We start from the raw sequence: 17,632 nt of genomic DNA on the forward strand, positions 1-17,632 counted from the left end.
CGCGACGACGGTACTCCATTCGGCATAGCCGCTCATCCGCGCGGCCAGGACGCCCCAGCCGAACAACAACGCCATGTCCAGCACCTGGGTAGCGGTAGTGAAGCCCGCGGTCACCGAGTCGGCCGCGGGCCACGGCCGCCTACCAAGGCGCGATCGACATGATGCTCGCCTACCTCGAAAACCACCCGGACATCGACCCCGCGACTATGCCGACAAACTCGCAGACATCCTGCTCAACTGGGTTCTGGCTGCCTTTCGCCGCGGTCTTCGCCGCCAGGCAAGCCGCCGCGACCTCGGCGATGTCGGCCGGGTCGACGATCGGCACTCGACGTCGCCGAAGGGCGCGGCGACCATCCCCCGCGCGGACGGATTCCGTCCAGGCGAAGGCGTTGGAGGCGAAGCCACCCGGCCGCAGGACTCTCCTGCGGCGCCCCAGCGCCTTGACCGATTCCCCCGGACGGGATGCCCCCGGAGCATCCCGTCCGGCCGACTTTCACCACGCCCCCGCTACTGCTCGGCGGTGGCATGACCAGATGTACTACGTGCGATGGCGTGTCCGTCTGACCGCTGGCTAGGCTCACGGTTCACGACGGGTAGGCGTTTGTGTGGACGTTGTTCAAACCGCCCCCGAGGTCTGAACCGACACAAACGATTGGCGGCCGTCACAGCGCGAAGTCAGCTTCGATCGTCAACCGACCACTGCGAAGATGCTGGTCAGGACTGTTCCCATCTATATGGTGCCCCGCCGAGGAGACGACTTCCGACATCAGACGAATCCTGTTTGCAATCAACAGCTTTCATCCAACGTGCTCCGCGACCACGCCGCTCAGGAACCCGTGGGCGCTACAGCACAGGTCAGCACCACCTGCCAGCGCAGACACGCCCAGCACGGAACTCTAGGGTTCCACATCCGGAGTTCAACTGCGGATCCTCAGCCGTTCGATGCGCAAAGCGAACAACGTTCTGACGCAGAGTATCGATACTGAAGCCGAAATAGGATTCGCCAAGACCCCAGCACCGCTGGGACATCCAACATCCAGCCAACCCGGCCTTCTTGCCTATTCGGCTACCATTGCCACCCGACACCCACCGCCCATCAGTCACGGAGGAAATTTCCTATGGCACGCCAAGTTGTTGTCACCCTCATCGATGACTACGACGGCAAATCCTCCGCCGAAGAAACCGTGATCTTCGGACTCGACGGAGTGAGCTACGAGATCGATTTGTCCGTGATCAACGCCAGCACCCTGCGCGGCATCTTCGAACACTGGACCCCTCACGCCCGCAAGGTCGGACGCGCACCGCGGGGCAAGAGCAGCAAGGCCCGCCAAGCGACTACCCGTGAGGACTCGGCCGCCATCCGCGATTGGGCAACCAAGAACGGACACAAAGTATCGGCACGAGGACGAATCTCAGCTGACGTCACCGAGGCATACAACAAGGCGAACGCATAGCCTTGTCAACTCCGGTCTGAACGTGGATCTGGCACAGAGTCGGTGATTGACCCTCCCGGAATGCGTACCGACGCTGGGTGATTGATGATGTCGTGGGTGCTCGGTGTCGACGACTTCGCCCTGCGTCGAGGACACCACTACGGGACGATCCTGACTGACATGCCGACTCGGCGGCCGGTCGACGTGCTGACCGATCGTGCTGCTGAAACCTTGGCCAACGACGTCGTTGTTGCTCTGGTCAGGGTCGTCGACAAAGTCAGGGCGTTCGCCGGAGGTCATAACGACCCCGCATCAGGAATCTGCGGTCGCCTGCAACAATGTGGCGATTCGTGGCCGCACGAGATGCCCGCTCGGTTGGGCGGTGGCGGAGGATCGGACGGTTCATGGGAATTCAAAGGCACGGCGCGTCGCTCACTGAGCGTCCTGCTGATTCTCCTCCGCCTCCATCAAACCTGATCTTCGCCGTAGACGCCATAGCGTCGGCGGCCTAAGTGCGTTCTCTGCCTATCAATCGACGATCGTTGACGAACGGCTCGAACCGTTGAAGAGTCGTGCGCATAAGCTCCGCCCCCTCACTGCTTGTCCCTCGCCTTACGCGAAGATCGAGTGCCTCGACCGGAGCGGACTGGGCGCCGTCACCCCTGCGGCGGTACCGCGACTTCGACGAACGGCTCTGCTGTCCGACGCAGCGTGCCCGTCTGAGAAGCCAAGGGCGACCAGCGTGCTCCGGGGGCGTGAAGTGCGCCGAGCAGGCGGACCGACGTTCTCCAGCGATGCGGCGGAGTTGCGATCAGAGTGGGAAACCACTCCCACCTCGGTCCGTTCAACGGGATGGCACATCATCATCGCGCTGGAGGGTCCGGCGGAGAAACTCGCCGAACTGATCGACCGATTCCATCTGAAGCATGGTGTCGTGTTCACCATCAATCAGAAGAATGCGCACTTCACCGCTCGAGTATTCTCGCCAGTCCTCGACGATTGTTTCATTGTCGGCCCGGCCACGGATTGCGATGACGGCGATGCCGCGATCGAACATCGACGGCTCATGATTCCGCAGCAACAAGAGATTTTCCCGGCTGACGTCGACGCTTCTTCGCAGGAGCGATTCCAGGGGAATCGAATCGACGATATCGAGCTCTTCAGCCAAGGCTCGCATATCGGCGTAGGTCAGCCTTTCCGCAGTGTGTGCCAACGAAATTTCCATTCGTGCGAGATAGCCACGAATTACGTAGTTCATGAGATCTTCGTCGCCGACGGGCTGTGGATCTGTTCCAGGTAGTCTGCTGTCGAGCAGCACCAAGTTCGCCACGGTCTCGCCTCGCTCCTGCAGTATCACGGCGGCTTCGTGGGCCACGATGCCACCGAACGACCACCCGAGCAGCCGGTACGGCCCTGTCTTTTGCACGGCTTGCATTTCGTCCGCGTACAAAGTGGCCAGCTCACGGACAGATCCGGGATGTGCACCGCTCGCCAAGAACAGCTGGCGAATCATCATGATCGGGCAGCGCACGTATTTCCCGAGGTTGCCATAGTCCCAGCCGGTGTCCACTCCCGGGTGAATGCAGAACAGGGGGTTTCCAGTCCCGCCACGGAGTTTCGTCACCGGCCGAGCAGCCCGCCGGAGCCCGGATTCCACTTCAGCAGCCAGATCCGCGACGGTCGGTGACTCGAAAACAGCTCCGACGGCGATCTCGGCGCCGAACGATCGCTGAATCGCGGCTATCAGACGCATCGCCGACAGCGAATGACCGCCGAGCGCGAAGAACTCGTCGTCGAGGCCCACTCGCTCAACCCCGAGTACCTCCGCGACCAGTGTCGCCAATTCGGCCTGTACCGCAGTCTGCGGTGCTCGGAACGCTGACGTGGATCGGTACTCCGGTGCGGGCAGGGCCGCTTTGTCCACCTTGCCGTTCACCGTCATCGGCACCTGGTCGACCGCCACGATCGCGGCGGGCACCATGAAGCCCGGCAGCCGCTGTGCCGTGAATCCGAACAGATCCGCAGTGTCGAGCGTTCCTGCGACCGCCGGTACGACGTAGGCGACCAATCGCGTGTCCGCCCCGGCCTCCACCTGCGCCGTCACCACAACCTGGCTCACCTGTGGGTGCGAGAACAGCACAGCTTCGATCTCCCCCGGCTCGACCCGGAACCCGCGTACCTTCACCTGATCATCGACCCGGCCACAGAACTCCAATGTCCCCAGCCGATTCCACCGCACCAGATCACCCGTCCGATACAACCGCCCACCACCGCCGCCGCAGTCACCACCGAACGGATCAGCGATGAATCTGGCCGAGGTCAAACCCGGCCGACGCCAATACCCCAGCGCCACACGAGGACCCCCGACGTACAACTCACCCACTACGCCGACCGGCACCCGGCGGAGTCGGGTGTCCAACACGAGGAACGCAAGGTCGGGTAGCGGGGTACCGACCGGGCTCGCGCTCGAGTCGAGATCAGCTGCGTCGATCTGCCCCGCGGACGCGTACACGGTCGTCTCGGTCGGGCCATACATGTTGAGCAAGCGCACGCCGCGGTGGACCTCCATCCACGTTCGCAGTCGTGCCGGCTCCAGCCGCTCACCGGCGAAGACCACGGTGTCCAGCATTGAATCGGGAACCGGCGGCAGTGTGAAGAACGCGGAAGGCGTCTGGCTCAGCACGGTCACGCCCGCATCGACGATCAGCCGCGCGAACGCGACCGGCGACCGCCCCACGACGTCGGGAACCACGACCAGACATCCGCCGTGCGCCAAGGCGGCCCACATTTCCCAGACGGAGACGTCGAAGGCGAGCGAGTGGAACCAACTCCATTTTCGGTCCGGCCCGAAAGCGACCACCGGTTTCGCGGCACGAAAAAGGCGCGACACGTTCCCGTGTGTGACGGCGACGCCCTTCGGCTGCCCGGTCGTTCCCGAGGTATAGATCAGGTAGGCCAAGCTGTCCGCGCTCGGTCGCACCGCCGGGAAACCGGCGTGCGGCGCACCCGGGCAACCACGGACGTCGACAATCTTCACCGGCGCAGTGCCATCGCTGCTCGACTGCTCGATCCGACCGGCCAGATCCGTAGTCGTGATGACGACGCTCACTCCCGCATCACCGAACATGAAGCGAATCCGATCGTCCGGATAGTCTGGGTCGACCGGCACGTACGCCGCGCCGGCCTTCCATACGGCCAGCACGGCCGCCACCGAGTACACCGAACGCGGCAGCAGAACTCCGACCAGGTCGCCCGGCCTGGCCCCTTGCGAGAGCAGTTCGCCCGCCAGCCGGGACGACATGTGATCGACGTCGCCGTAGGTCCACTGCGCGTCGTCGACCTGCACTGCGGTGGCTTGCGGACGCTGAATCACCTGCTCTGCGAACAACTCCGGGACGACGGGACCGTCCGGCGCAGCACGCAGCGCGGCGATGTTGCCGATGGCATCCAACTGCCGTTGCTCGGCGTCGGCCAGCAATTCGACCTCGCCTACCGGGATGGTCGGCTCGGCCGCCACGGCCGCGAGGATGCGCAGCCAGCGCTGTGCCAGCGACTCGATTGTTGGTCGTTCGAACAGCTCGGTAGCGAACTCGATATGGCACGGCCACCCCGGCGCGGCGACGCGATCGTCGACCGTGAAAGTCAGGTCCATGCGCGACACGGCGATGGGCAGCGACACCCGTTCACTTCGCACGCCCGGTAGCCCGAGGTCGTTCCCGATCGTGTTCTGGACCACCAACATCGTTTGAAACACCGGGTGATGGGCGGTGGAACGCGGCGGGTTCAGCGCTTCGACCACGGCTTCGAACGGAATGTCTTGGTTCTCGTACGCGCTCAACGCCTTTCGCTTCACCTGGGTGAGTAGCTGAGCGAACGTGGCCGACCGGGAAAGCTGTACGCGCAGTACCCAGCTGTTTACGAAGAATCCGACCACGTCGTCCAGGTTTTCGTCCGTACGTCCGGCGATCGGTGCGCCGATCACGATGTCGTCGCCGGCGCCGAGTCGGTGCAAGAGCACCGCGAGCGCCGTTTGCAGATACATCGACACCGTCACGCCTGCCTGGGCGGCCGCCTGTCGAATCTCCTGCTGCAGCATCGCATCAATCGTGAACGCCAGCCCATCGCCCGCGTAGGAAGCCACCCGAGGCCGGGCATGGTCGGTGGGAAGGGCCAATTGCGCCGGGGCACCGTCGAGCTCATCGCGCCAGTATCGAATCTGTGTCGAGAGCAGGCTTTCGGCGTCGGTCGACGCCCCCAGCAGGTTCCGTTGCCACATCGTGAAGTCGAGGTACTGCACCGGAAGCGCCTTCCACTGTGGCGCTGCCGCTTTCGTCCGCGCGACATAGGCGGTGGTCAGATCCCGCAGCAGTGGACGCATCGAGGAGCCGTCGATTGCGATGTGATGGATGAGTAGCACCAGTCGATGCTGGCCGGCACCGCGGCTCAGCACGGTGGCACGGACCGGCGCGTCGACGGACAAGTCGTAGGCGTACTGGGCCAGTTCCGCAGTCGCGCGATCCATCCTGCTCTCGTCCCAGCCGGTGGCGTCGAGCACCTGCCACGCGGGTGCGGCGGGCTCGCGAACATGCTGGTACGGCACGCCATCCACCTCGGGAAACACTGTGCGCAACGCCTCGTGTCGACCGACGACATCGACGATGGCCAGTCGCAGGGCCTCGATATCCAAGGGACCGGTGAGCGACCACACCATGGGAATGTTGTAGATCGCCGAACGGCCCTGCAAGCGAGACAAGAACCACAGGCGTTGCTGTGCGAAGGACAGTGGAATCCGTTCTGGCCGAGGCAGAGCGATCAGTGGCGGGCGTCGCCGCGCACTCGTGTCGATGGTGGTGGCGAGTTCGGCGACGGTGGGGGTGTCGAATATTCGGCGGATGGGTATTTCGGTGCCGAGGGTGGTTCGGATGCGGCTGACGAGGCGGGTTGCCGAGAGTGAGTGGCCGCCGAGGTCGAAGAAGTTGTCGTCGACGCCGACGTGGTCGTGTCCGAGGATTTCGGTGAACAGTCCGGCCAGTATTCGTTCGTGGGCGCTGCGGGGTGGTCGGTTGTGGGCTGCCGGCTGGTGTTGCGGGGGCGGTAGTGCCTGGGTGTCGAGTTTGCCGTTGACGGTGACCGGAATCGCGTCCAGGGTCATGATCGTTGTGGGGATCATAAATGCTGGTAGTCGTTGTCCGGCAAAGCGTTTGAGTGCGACGACATCGATCACGCCGGCGGCGGGGTCGGTGACGATGTAGGCGGCGAGTTGTTGTTCGCCGGGTTGCCGGGAGTGGGCGATCACGACGGCTTGCCGGATGCCGGGGTAGGTCGTCAGTACGGTTTGGACTTCCCCGGGTTCGACCCGGAATCCGCGGATCTTGATCTGGTCGTCGACCCGGCCGCGGAATTCGAGCTCCCCCAACCGGTTCCAGCGGACCAGATCACCGGTCCGATACAACCGGCCACCACTCCCGAACGGATCAGCCACAAACCGCGCCGCAGTCAACCCCGACCGCCCCCAATACCCCAGCGCCACACCAGAACCCCCGATATACAACTCGCCAACCACACCGACCGGCACGCGACCCAACCTGCCGTCCAACACGAACAACCCGGCGTGTGGCAGCGGGGACCCGATCGAGGGTGTGCCCGTCCCCGCAGACAGGTCACCGGTGATGGTGGCATACACCGTCGTCTCGGTCGGACCGTAGGTGTTGGCCATCGGGAACCGTGGGGCCCATTGCTCGACCAGTTCGGCTGGTAGTACTTCGCTGCCCAGCAGCACCGACTCCACCGAGTCCCAGCCGTCGGGGGACAACACCGCCAACGTCGACGGCGTCAGATGAACATGGGTGACCCGCTGGCGCGCAACCAGTTCCACCAGATCCACACCCGGGCGCGCCTGTTCCTCCGTCGGCACCACCGCCGCCGCTCCACTCAACAACGCCGACCACATGTTGATCACCGACGCATCGAAAACCAAAGGAGCCAACTGCAAAACCCGACTCCCACCACCGACACCGAGCCGCCGGACATGAGCAGCAACCAGATCCACCACACCCCCATGTGACACCGCGACCCCCTTCGGGACACCGGTAGTCCCCGAGGTGTAAACCACGTACGCCACCTGATCGGGATGCGGGAACGGATGGGCGGTGCCCGGCTCGGTGCCGGTGAGCTGGTCACGGACGTCGATGACCGGACGGTCCGCGCGGTCGATCAATTCGAGCAATGTCGTTGCCCGGCCGATCGAGTCGGCGACCGTCACCACCGCCGCGACAGAGGCGTCGTTCAGCACGAACCCGATCCGGTGATCGGGATAGGCGGGATCGATCGGGAGATATGCCGCACCGATCTTCAGGACCGCGAGGACCGCGGCGAAGTTGTCCGGGGTGCGCGGCAACAGCAGCCCGACGATATCGGCCACACCGACACCGCGTCCGATCAGCCGGTGCGCCAACCGGTCGGCGTCGTGGTCCAGCTCTCGGTACGTCCACGTCCGATTGTCGTGAACGAGCGCGACGGCGTCCGGTGTCCGGGAAACCTGCGCGGCGAAGGCTTCCGGTAACGACGACCGTCCCGTGGGTTTCGCGGCCGCTGCACCGACATTGCCGAACGATGCCAACTGCCTCAGCTCCGCTGCCGCCAGCACATCGATACTGCCGACAGCTGCGGCCGGATCTGCTGTCGCCGCGGTGAGTACCCGCAGAAAACGAGCCACTATCGCGTCGATCGTTGGCTGGTCGTAAAGATCTGTGGCGTACTCGATTCGGCCGGACCAACCCGCAACATCGGGTTGCTCGACGACGACCACATTCAGGTCCATCCGCGCGGCTCCGGTCGTTATCGGCACGACGGCGGCGCTCACGTCGGACAGCTTCAGCTCTGCGGCAGCTTGGTTCTGGAATACGATCATCGTTTGGAACAGCGGGTGGTGCGCGGCCGATCTGCTCGGATTGAGCTGCTCGACCAAGACCTCAAACGGCACATCCTGGTTCTCGTAGGCCGCCAACGCCTTTCGCCGGACTCCGGCCAGCACTTCGGCGAACGACGACTCCGGTGTGACGGTCGTCCGCAACACCCAGGTGTTGACGAAGAAGCCCACCAGATCGTCGAGCGCATGATCGGTCCGGCCCGCGATCGGCGAGCCGATCACGATGTCGTTCCCGGCCCCGAGCCGATGCCACGTCACCACCAGCGCCGCCTGCAGAACCATCGCCACCGTCACGCCGTGACCGGCAGCCAGTGTCGCGATGGCCGCGCGCAACTCGGGATCGATGGTGAACGCCACGACCTGACCGGAGGCCGACATCTCGTGCGGTCGTAGTCGATCGGCCGGTAGGTCGAGCAGTTGCCGAGCACCGGCCAATTCGCCGCGCCAGTAATCGAGCTGCGTGGCAACCAGACTGGCGGGATCGTGCATCGCACCGAGCAGCTCCCGCTGCCACAGCGTGTAATCGATGTACTGGATCGGCAGTGAGGGCGCATCGGCGGTGCGACCGGTGCGCCGGGCGTCGTAGGCGGCGGCGAGATCCCGCAACAGCGGCGCCGACGACCACCCGTCGGCCGCGATATGGTGCACCACGATCATCAGCACGTGCGTGCGGAACGCACATCGCAGCAGCCGCGCGCGGATCGGGATCTCCTCGGCCAGATCGAATGTCCGCCGCGCTGCCCGCGTGAGGGCCGCCGAACACTCGGTCGAGCTCCACGTGGTCGCGTCCACTACCTGCCAGCCGATGTCCACGTCGTCGATGGCCAGCACTCGCTGGTACGGCACTCCGTCGATATCCGGGAACAGTGTGCGCAAGGATTCATGTCTGGCCACGACGTCGGTGATCGCCGCGTGCAGCGCCGCGACGTCCAAGGGTCCGGTGAGACGCCACACCATCGGAATGTTGTACGTCGCAGACTGTCTTTCCAGGCGCGACAGGAACCAGAGGCGGCGCTGGGCGAACGACAGCGGGGCCCGCTCCGGGCGCGGCACCGCAACCACCGGAGGCCGCAATCGGACTTCCGCATCGAACACCGCAGCCAACCGCGCCACGGTCGGAGCCTCGAACACCGCCCGCACCGGAACCTCCACCGCGAGCACCGCTCGAATTCGGCTCGTCAACCGCGTCGCCAACAACGAGTGCCCGCCCAACTCGAAGAAGTCGTCATCGATGCCGACCTTGCCGAGCCCGAGCACCTCGGCGAACAGCTTCACCACCGCCTCCTGCACCGGCGTCTCCGGCGCACGAAAAGCACGCTGGGAAAGGTACTTCGGCGCAGGCAGCGCCGACTCGTCCAGCTTCCCGTTCACCGTCACCGGAATGTCGTCGACCATCACCACCGCAGCGGGCACCATGAACGCGGGCAGCCGCTGCGCGACGAAGTCTCGGACCTCGATCGGATCGGTGCCTGCAACTGCGGGCACCACATAGCCGATCAGACGGCGATCCCCCGCCTCCGCACGCACCACGACGACCGCCCGGGCAACCCGAGGGGACGACGCCAGTACTGCCTGGACTTCGCCGGGTTCGACCCGGAATCCGCGGATCTTGATCTGGTCGTCGACCCGGCCGCGGAATTCGAGCTCCCCCAACCGGTTCCAGCGGACCAGATCACCGGTCCGATACAACCGGCCACCACTCCCGAACGGATCAGCCACAAACCGCGCCGCAGTCAACCCCGACCGCCCCCAATACCCCAGCGCCACACCAGAACCCCCGACATACAACTCGCCAACCACACCGACCGGCACGCGACCCAACCTGCCGTCCAACACGAACAACCCAGCGTGCGGCACCGGCGAACCGATCGCCGGCGCTCCCATCCCCACCGACAATCGACCAGTGATCGTGCAATACACCGTCGCCTCGGTCGGACCGTAGGTGTTGGCCATCGGGAACCGTGGGGCCCATTGCTCGACCAGTTCGGCTGGTAGTACTTCGCTGCCCAGCAACACCGACTCCACCGAGTCCCAGCCATCCGGAGACAACACCGCCAACGTCGACGGCGTCAGATGAACATGGGTGACCCGCTGGCGCGCAACCAGTTCCACCAGATCCACACCCGGGCGCGCCTGTTCCTCCGTCGGCACCACCGCCGCCGCTCCACTCAACAACGCCGACCACATGTTGATCACCGACGCATCGAAAACCAAAGGAGCCAACTGCAAAACCCGACTTGCACCATCGATCCCCAACCGCACGGCCTGCCCGATCGCCAGCTCGGCCACACCCGCGTGTGACACCGCCACCCCCTTGGGCACACCCGTCGTACCCGACGTGTAAACCACGTACGCCACCTGGCCGGGATGCGGGAACGGCAGTTTGCCATCCGAACGCGGCTCGTCGCTTTCATCGTCGATGTCGATGACCGGAAGGTGATCCGCTCCGATGTCGTTCAGCACCAGGGCCACACGATCTATCAACGCGGAGGTGGTGACCACCACCGCCGGTGCGACATCGCGAAGCAGGAAGGCGAGGCGGCGGTCCGGATACCCGGGTTCCAACGGGACATAGGCACAGTCGGCCTTCAGAGCAGCCAGCACCGCGACGAACGGGTGCACGGCACGAGGCAAGAGCAGTGCCACCCGGTCGCCGGGTTCGACACCGCCGTCGAGCAGCCGATGCGCGAAGCGGGTCGACAGCCGGTCCAGTTCCGCGTACGTCCAGGTTCGGTCGTCGAAGACGAGCGCAGTCGCCTGCGGGGTGCGCGCGACTTGGGCGGCGAAGGCTTCCGGCACTGATTTCCGGTCGCCTCGTCCGGAATTCAGCACCTCGGTGTTGCCGTACGACACCAACTGCCGGATATCCTGCGCCGCAAGCAGTTCGATCGCGGCCACCGGTCTCGCCGGATCGGCCGCCGCCGCGGTCAGCACCCGAACGAACTGGGCGGCGATCGCGTCGATGGTCGCCGCGTCGAACAGATCGGTGGCGTATTCGATCCAGCCGGTCCAGCCTCCGATATCGTGCTGCTCGACAATCGCGATGTTCAGGTCCATCCGGGACGTGCCCGCCGCCATGGAGACCGGGGTAGTTGTGAGACCGGGAAATTCCGGGGCGGCGGCGGTGCTGTGCTGGAATGCCAGCAGCGTCTGGCACAACGGATGGTAGGCGGGCGACCGGATCGGGTTCAGTCTCTCGACCAGAACCTCGAACGGGACGTCCTGATTCTCATAGGCAGCCAACGCCTTTTGTCGGACCTGGGCCAGCACCTCGGCGAAGGACTGGTCCGGAGTCAGTCGCACACGCAGGATCCAGGTGTTCACAAAGAACCCAACCAGCTCTTCGAGCGCCTGATCGGTCCGTCCGGCGATCGGCGCGCCGATCACCACGTCCGTTCCCGCGCCCAAGCGATGCCACAGGACGACCAGAGCGGCCTGCAAAATCATCGATACCGTCGCACCTTCGGTTTCGGCCAATCGCGAAACCGCTTCGCACACAGCGGGAGCTATCGAAAAAGACACGAACGCGCCGCGGTGGGACATCGCAGACGGCCGTTGGCGATCGGCGGGCAGAGCCATCAGTCGTGGCGCATCCACCAGTTCCCGTTGCCAGTATCCGACCTGAGCGGACAGCAAACTGTCGGCGTTGTCGGCCGAACCGAGCAAGGCATGCTGCCACATCGTGTAATCCACGTACTGCACCGGCAACGGGGACCACGCGGGAGCGTGACCGGCGAGACGCGCTCGATAGGCGCCAGCCAGATCGTTGAACAGCGGTGCGGCGGACCAACCGTCCGCGGCGATATGGTGCACGACGACCAGCAGCAGGTGCTCGTCCGCACCGGAACACAACAGTTGGGCCCGGAACGGAACCTCGGTGGCCAAATCGAAGTGATGTCGGGCCGCACGCGCCACGGCGGCATGGCGCCGGGTCTCGTCCCAGGCTGTGCCGTCCACAATGGTCCAGCCGAAATCGGCAGTGTCGGCGGAAACGACGTGCTGGCGCGGTACTCCGTCGGATTCCGGAAAGATCGTGCGCAGCGATTCGTGCCGGGCCACGACATCCACGACGGCGACCCGCAGTGCGTCCCGGTCCAATGGCCCGATCAATCGTCGCACCATGGGAATGTTGTAGGTCGCCGAAGGGCCTTCCAGGCGATACAGGAACCACAGTCGGCGTTGCGCGAACGACAGCGGAATCATCGGCGGCCGTATCGTAGGACGCAACGGCGGACGCGGTTCGATTCCCGTGCCGAACTCGGCAGTGAGTCTCGATACCGTTGGTGCGTCGAACACCGCACGGACCGGGATCTCGATACCGAGCGTGGTGCGGATCCGGCTCGACAATCGCGTTGCTGCCAGCGAATGTCCGCCGAGCGCGAAGAAGTCGTCATCGATCCCTACCCGGTCCAACCCGAGCACTTCGGCGAAAAGCCGCGCCACCGTTTCTTGCACCGGCGTCACCGGCGCACGAAAAGCATGCTCAGACAGGTACTCCGGATCAGGCAATGCCGACTTGTCCACCTTGCCGTTCACCGTCGTCGGAATCTCGTCGACGACGACGATCGCAGCGGGCACCGAATACTCCGGCAACCTGTGCGCGACGAACCGCCGCAGCGACGTCGAATCCACACCGACCCCGGCTACCACCGCATACGCCACCAGCCTGCGCTCACCCGCGGCGTCCGGACGAGCCACCACCACAGCGCCGGTAACCTGCGGATGCTTACTCAACGTCGCTTGCACCTCCCCTGGCTCCACCCGGATACCACGGATTTTCACCTGGTCATCGACCCGACCACAGAACTCCAACTCCCCCAACCGATTCCACCGCACCAAATCACCCGTCCGATACAACCGACCACCACCACCCCCGAACGGATCAGCCACAAACCGCGCCGCAGTCAACCCCGACCGCCCCCAATACCCCAGCGCCACACCAGAACCCCCCACATACAACTCACCCACCACACCCACCGGCACCCGACCCAACCTGCCGTCCAACACGAACAACCCAGCGTGCGGCACCGGCGAACCGATCGCCGGCGCTCCCATCCCCACCGACAATCGACCAGTGATCGTGCAATACACCGTCGCCTCGGTCGGACCGTATCGGTACACCATCGAAAAGCGACCGGCCCACTCGTCGGCCAGTTGCGCGGGCAACACCTCGGCGCCCACCGACAGCAACTCCAGCGAGCCCCAATCGCCTGCCGACAACACGGCCAATGTCGAGGGCGTCACATGCACATGGGTGACCGCCGCCTGAGCGGCGAGCTCCACCAACGCTTCCCCTGGACGCGCCTGTTCGTCGGTAGGCACTACCGCGGTCGCACCGGTCAACAGCGCCGACCACATGTCGATCACCGAGACGTCGAACACCAGCGGGGCGAACAGCAGAACCCGGCTGCCACCGTGCACCGCGTGATGACGCGTGTGCACGGCAACCAATTCGACAATGCCGGCATGCCGCACCGCGACCCCTTTCGGCTCACCGGTTGTTCCCGAGGTGTACATCAGGTACGCCACCGACCACGGATCAGGGAGGTCGATCGGCGTGCCCGGCTTCGAATCGAGTGCCGGATCAGCGATGTCGATGACCGGCCGAGCGCGATGGTCCGGCGACCGCAGCAGTGATTCCGTCCGGGCCCGCAGGGGCGCTGTGGTAGCGACCGCAGCCACGGCCGCGTCGTCGAGGATGAAGCGGACGCGGTAGTCCGGCAGATCGGGGTCGATCGGTACATAGGCCGCGCCGATCTTCAGAATCGCCAGCACCGCGATGTAGCTGTGGGCCGAGCGCGGCAGCAGCAGCGCCACGAAATCCCCGGGCCGGACGCCGTCGTCACGCAGCCGGTGCGCCACTGCGGTCGACTGTCGGTCGAGCTCCTGGTAGGTCCAAGTCTGGCCGTCGAAGATGAGCGCAATCGCCGCCGGTGTGCGCTTCGCCTGCACGGCAAAGGCTTCTGGCAGCGATGTCGCGCCACCGCGACCGGCGGACAACGCGGCCCGATTGCCGAATACGTCCAGCTGACGGACCACTCGACTGCCGAGCAGGTCGAGCGAGCCAACCGGGACGCTCGGGTCCGCAACGATTCCGCGCAGCACTCGCAGAAACTGCGCCGCCAGCTCGTCGACGGTCGCGGGGTCGAAAAGGTCGCAGGCGTAGGTGATCTGGGCCTGCCAGCCCACGCCGCGACCGCTGTCGGTGATGACGAATGTCAGGTCGAGTTGCGACGTTTTCGTGTCCGTCGGCACGACCGAGCTGTCGACGCCGTCGAGATCGAGTTCGGTGACGAGGTCGTGGTGGAACACCAGCATCGTCTGGATCAGCGGGTGGTGTGCCGAGGAACGGATCGGGTTCAACCGCTCGACCACAAGATCGAAGGGTACATCCTGATTTCCGTAGGCAGCCAACGCCTTTCGCTTGACCATCGCGAGCAGCTCGGCTGCGGACCGGTCGGGACCGACGTGCGCGCGCAGCACCCAGGTGTTGACGAAGAAGCCGATGAGCTCGTCCAAGGCCTGGTCGGTGCGACCGGCGATCGGCGAACCGATCAGGATGTCCTCGCCCGCACCGCGCCGGTGCAACAACACCACCAATGCGGTCTGCAGCACCATCGCCGCGGTCGCTCCCGCGTCGCGAGCCAGACGGCGGACGTCGGATTCAAGTCGCGCGTCCACAGTGAAAGGCCGCGAGCCACCCCGGTGCGTTCTGATCGGCGGACGCGAACGGTCCGCGGACAACTCGAGACATGCGGGCGCGGAGGCCAATTCGGCACTCCAGTAGTCGAGCTGCGCGGACAACACATCGGTCGGCGCCGATTCCGAACCAAGCAACTGGCGTTGCCACAGCACGTAATCGGTGTATTGCACCGGCAACGGCGCCCACTCCGGTGCCCGACCGTCGAGCCTGGCGCGGTAGGCCAGGGCAAGATCGCGCAGCAACGGCCGAGACGACCAGCCGTCGGCGGCGACGTGATGGAGCACCACCAGCACCACATGTTCTGTGTCACTGCACCGAAAAATTTTGGCACGCAAAGGACTATCGCGCTCCAGATCGAAGGCGTGCGTCACGGCCGCCGCTATCTCGCCGGCCAGCCTGCCCAGCGTCCAGGTGCCGGCTTCGACAACGTCCACATCGACATCGGCTCCATCCACATCGATGATCCGTTGTCGCGGAATGCCGTCGACCTCGGTGAAGACCGTGCGTAGCGACTCGTGGCGCACGCTCAGGTCGGTGAACGCGGCCCGCAGGGCGGTCAGCTGTAGCGGCCCGGTCAGCGACCACGCGAGCGGGATGTTGTAGGTGGCCGACGGACCGTGCAGGCGGTGCAGGAACCACAATCGGCGCTGCGCGAACGACACCGGCACGGCCATCGGTCGTGCCATCGGCTCGAGCGGTGGGCGCGAGGACCTCCACTCGTGCAGCAGCGGCACCAATCCCGACACGGTCGGTTGCTCAAATATGGCAGCGACCGGGACGTCCTTGCCGAGCGCCGCGCGAATCCGGTTGGTCAGCCGTGTCGCGGCCAGCGAGTGACCGCCGAGCTCGAAAAAGTTGTCGTCCATACCGATCCGGTCGTGCCCGAGAATCTCGGCGAACCACCGGGCGACCTCGACCTCGATCTCGGTCTGCGGCGCGCGATACGGAACGGTCGACGCATAGTCCGGCGCAGGCAGGGCCGCCACGTCGACCTTTCCGTTGATCGTTGCCGGAAGCCGGTCCATCACCACAATCGCGGCAGGCACCATGAATTCGGGCAGACGTCGGGCGAGCTGCCAGCGGACGCGCTCGGGTTCGATGTCTGTCCTGGACGTGCTCACCTCCGGCGCCACGTACCCGACGAGTCGCTTCTCGCCGCCCCGATCCGCGCGCGCCACGACGACGGCTCGGCCGATGCCGGGCACGGCAATTAGTTCGCTTTCGACCGCACCTGGTTCCACCCGGAATCCGCGAATCTTCAGCTGATCGTCGACCCGGCCGACGAACTCCAACTCGTCGACCACATTCCAGCGCACCAGATCACCTGTGCGATACAACCGCCCGCCTGCGGCGCCGAGGGGATCGGCGACAAACCTCGACGCCGTCAAACCTGCTCTGTTCCAATAGCATCGAGCGAGGCCCGAACCCTTTACATACAACTCACCGGCCACTCCACGCGGCACTGGACGCAGCCGCTCGTCGAGCACCACCAGGCCCGCACCCGGCACCGGTGCCCCGATTGACGGAGTCCCTGATCCGACTGCGAGTCGTCCGGTCATCGACACCAGCACCGTGGTCTCGGTCGGACCGTAGGCGTTGAACATGACTCGATCGCCGGCGAATCGGTCAACGAGGGCCGCACTGCACGGTTCACCGCCGCTCACCAGCGTCACCCCCGCCAACTGCTCGGCAGTGAGCACCTCGAGCGTCGAAGGGGTGAGATGGGCATGCGTCACCTGCCCTCGGCGGATCAATCGTACGAACGCCGCACCTGGCACAGCTTCCTCATCGGAGGGCACAACGGCCGTCGCGCCGGCCAGCAGCGCCGACCACATGTTGAGCACCGACGCATCGAAAACCAAAGGGGAGAACTGTAATACACCGCTATCGCTGCCGATGCCGGTCCGCTCGATGTGCGCGGTGATCAAATCGCACACCGCGCCATGCGGCACCGCGACGCCCTTCGGCCGTCCGGTCGTTCCCGAGGTGTAGATGACGTAGGCCAGCTGCTGCGCATCCGGCAGCGGCAGCGCGGAAACCGGTTGGCTGTGGATACGTCGATCGGCCACATCGACGATCGTGATATCGCCGTATTCGCCTGGCAGCGTTGCCTCGACGCGGGAAACGAGTTCGGTCGACGTGACGACCGCCGTCACACCTGATTCGGCGAGCACGGTGGCGATCTGGTGATCAGGGTAGGTGGGATCGATGGGCACATACGCCGCACCGGTTTTGAGGATGCCGAGCACCGCGGTGATCCGCTGCATCGACCGCGGCAACAGCACGCCGACCGTTCGACCGGGCCGCACGCCATGCTCGATCAGGAAGTGCGCCTGGCGGGTGGACAACTGGTCGATCTCGCGATAGGTCCATTCCTGGTCGCCGTACCTCACCGCACGGTTGTCCGGCACGCGGCGGACCTGTGCGGCGAAACGCCCGAGCAATGAACACCTTTCACCGCTCGCCTCCCGCACGACCGCACCCTGGCCGAATTCATCCAGCTGCGTACGGTCAGCATCCGGCAAGTGCGATTCCGATCGTGTCGTCATAAGGGCATCCTTTTGTGCA

Annotated in this window: 3 protein-coding genes; 2 read left to right on the forward strand and 1 reads right to left on the reverse strand. The window is 65.1% G+C overall.

Annotation, left to right across the window (positions count from 1 at the left end):
* The first annotated feature begins 1,118 nt into the window (after positions 1–1,118).
* Together ACGFNJ_RS42740 and ACGFNJ_RS42745 are read left to right on the forward strand one after the other, a co-directional pair.
* Positions 1,119–1,454, forward strand: a complete 336-nt coding sequence (locus ACGFNJ_RS42740; protein ID WP_393462150.1) for an Lsr2 family protein — start codon at positions 1,119–1,121, stop codon at positions 1,452–1,454.
* Between the two features lie 96 nt (positions 1,455–1,550).
* The gene (locus ACGFNJ_RS42745) at positions 1,551–1,910 is read left to right on the forward strand and encodes a hypothetical protein (protein WP_393462152.1); all 360 of its coding nucleotides are present in this window, start codon (positions 1,551–1,553) and stop codon (positions 1,908–1,910) included.
* Positions 1,911–2,277: 367 nt separating this feature from the next.
* Here ACGFNJ_RS42745 and ACGFNJ_RS42750 read toward each other — a convergent pair whose 3' ends face one another.
* The gene (locus ACGFNJ_RS42750) at positions 2,278–17,613 is read right to left on the reverse strand and encodes an amino acid adenylation domain-containing protein (RefSeq protein WP_393462154.1); all 15,336 of its coding nucleotides are present in this window, start codon (positions 17,611–17,613) and stop codon (positions 2,278–2,280) included.
* Positions 17,614–17,632 lie beyond the last annotated feature (19 nt).

It is taken from the genome of Nocardia sp. NPDC049149 (assembly GCF_043197455.1).
In the GTDB taxonomy this organism is placed as follows: Bacteria; Actinomycetota; Actinomycetes; order Mycobacteriales; family Mycobacteriaceae; genus Nocardia.

Coding starts and splice junctions, on each gene's coding strand:
- ACGFNJ_RS42740 (WP_393462150.1), top strand. CDS start 1,119: ATGGCACGCCAAGTTGTTGTCACCCTCATCGATGACTACGACGGCAAA.
- ACGFNJ_RS42750 (WP_393462154.1), bottom strand. CDS start 17,613: ATGACGACACGATCGGAATCGCACTTGCCGGATGCTGACCGTACGCAG.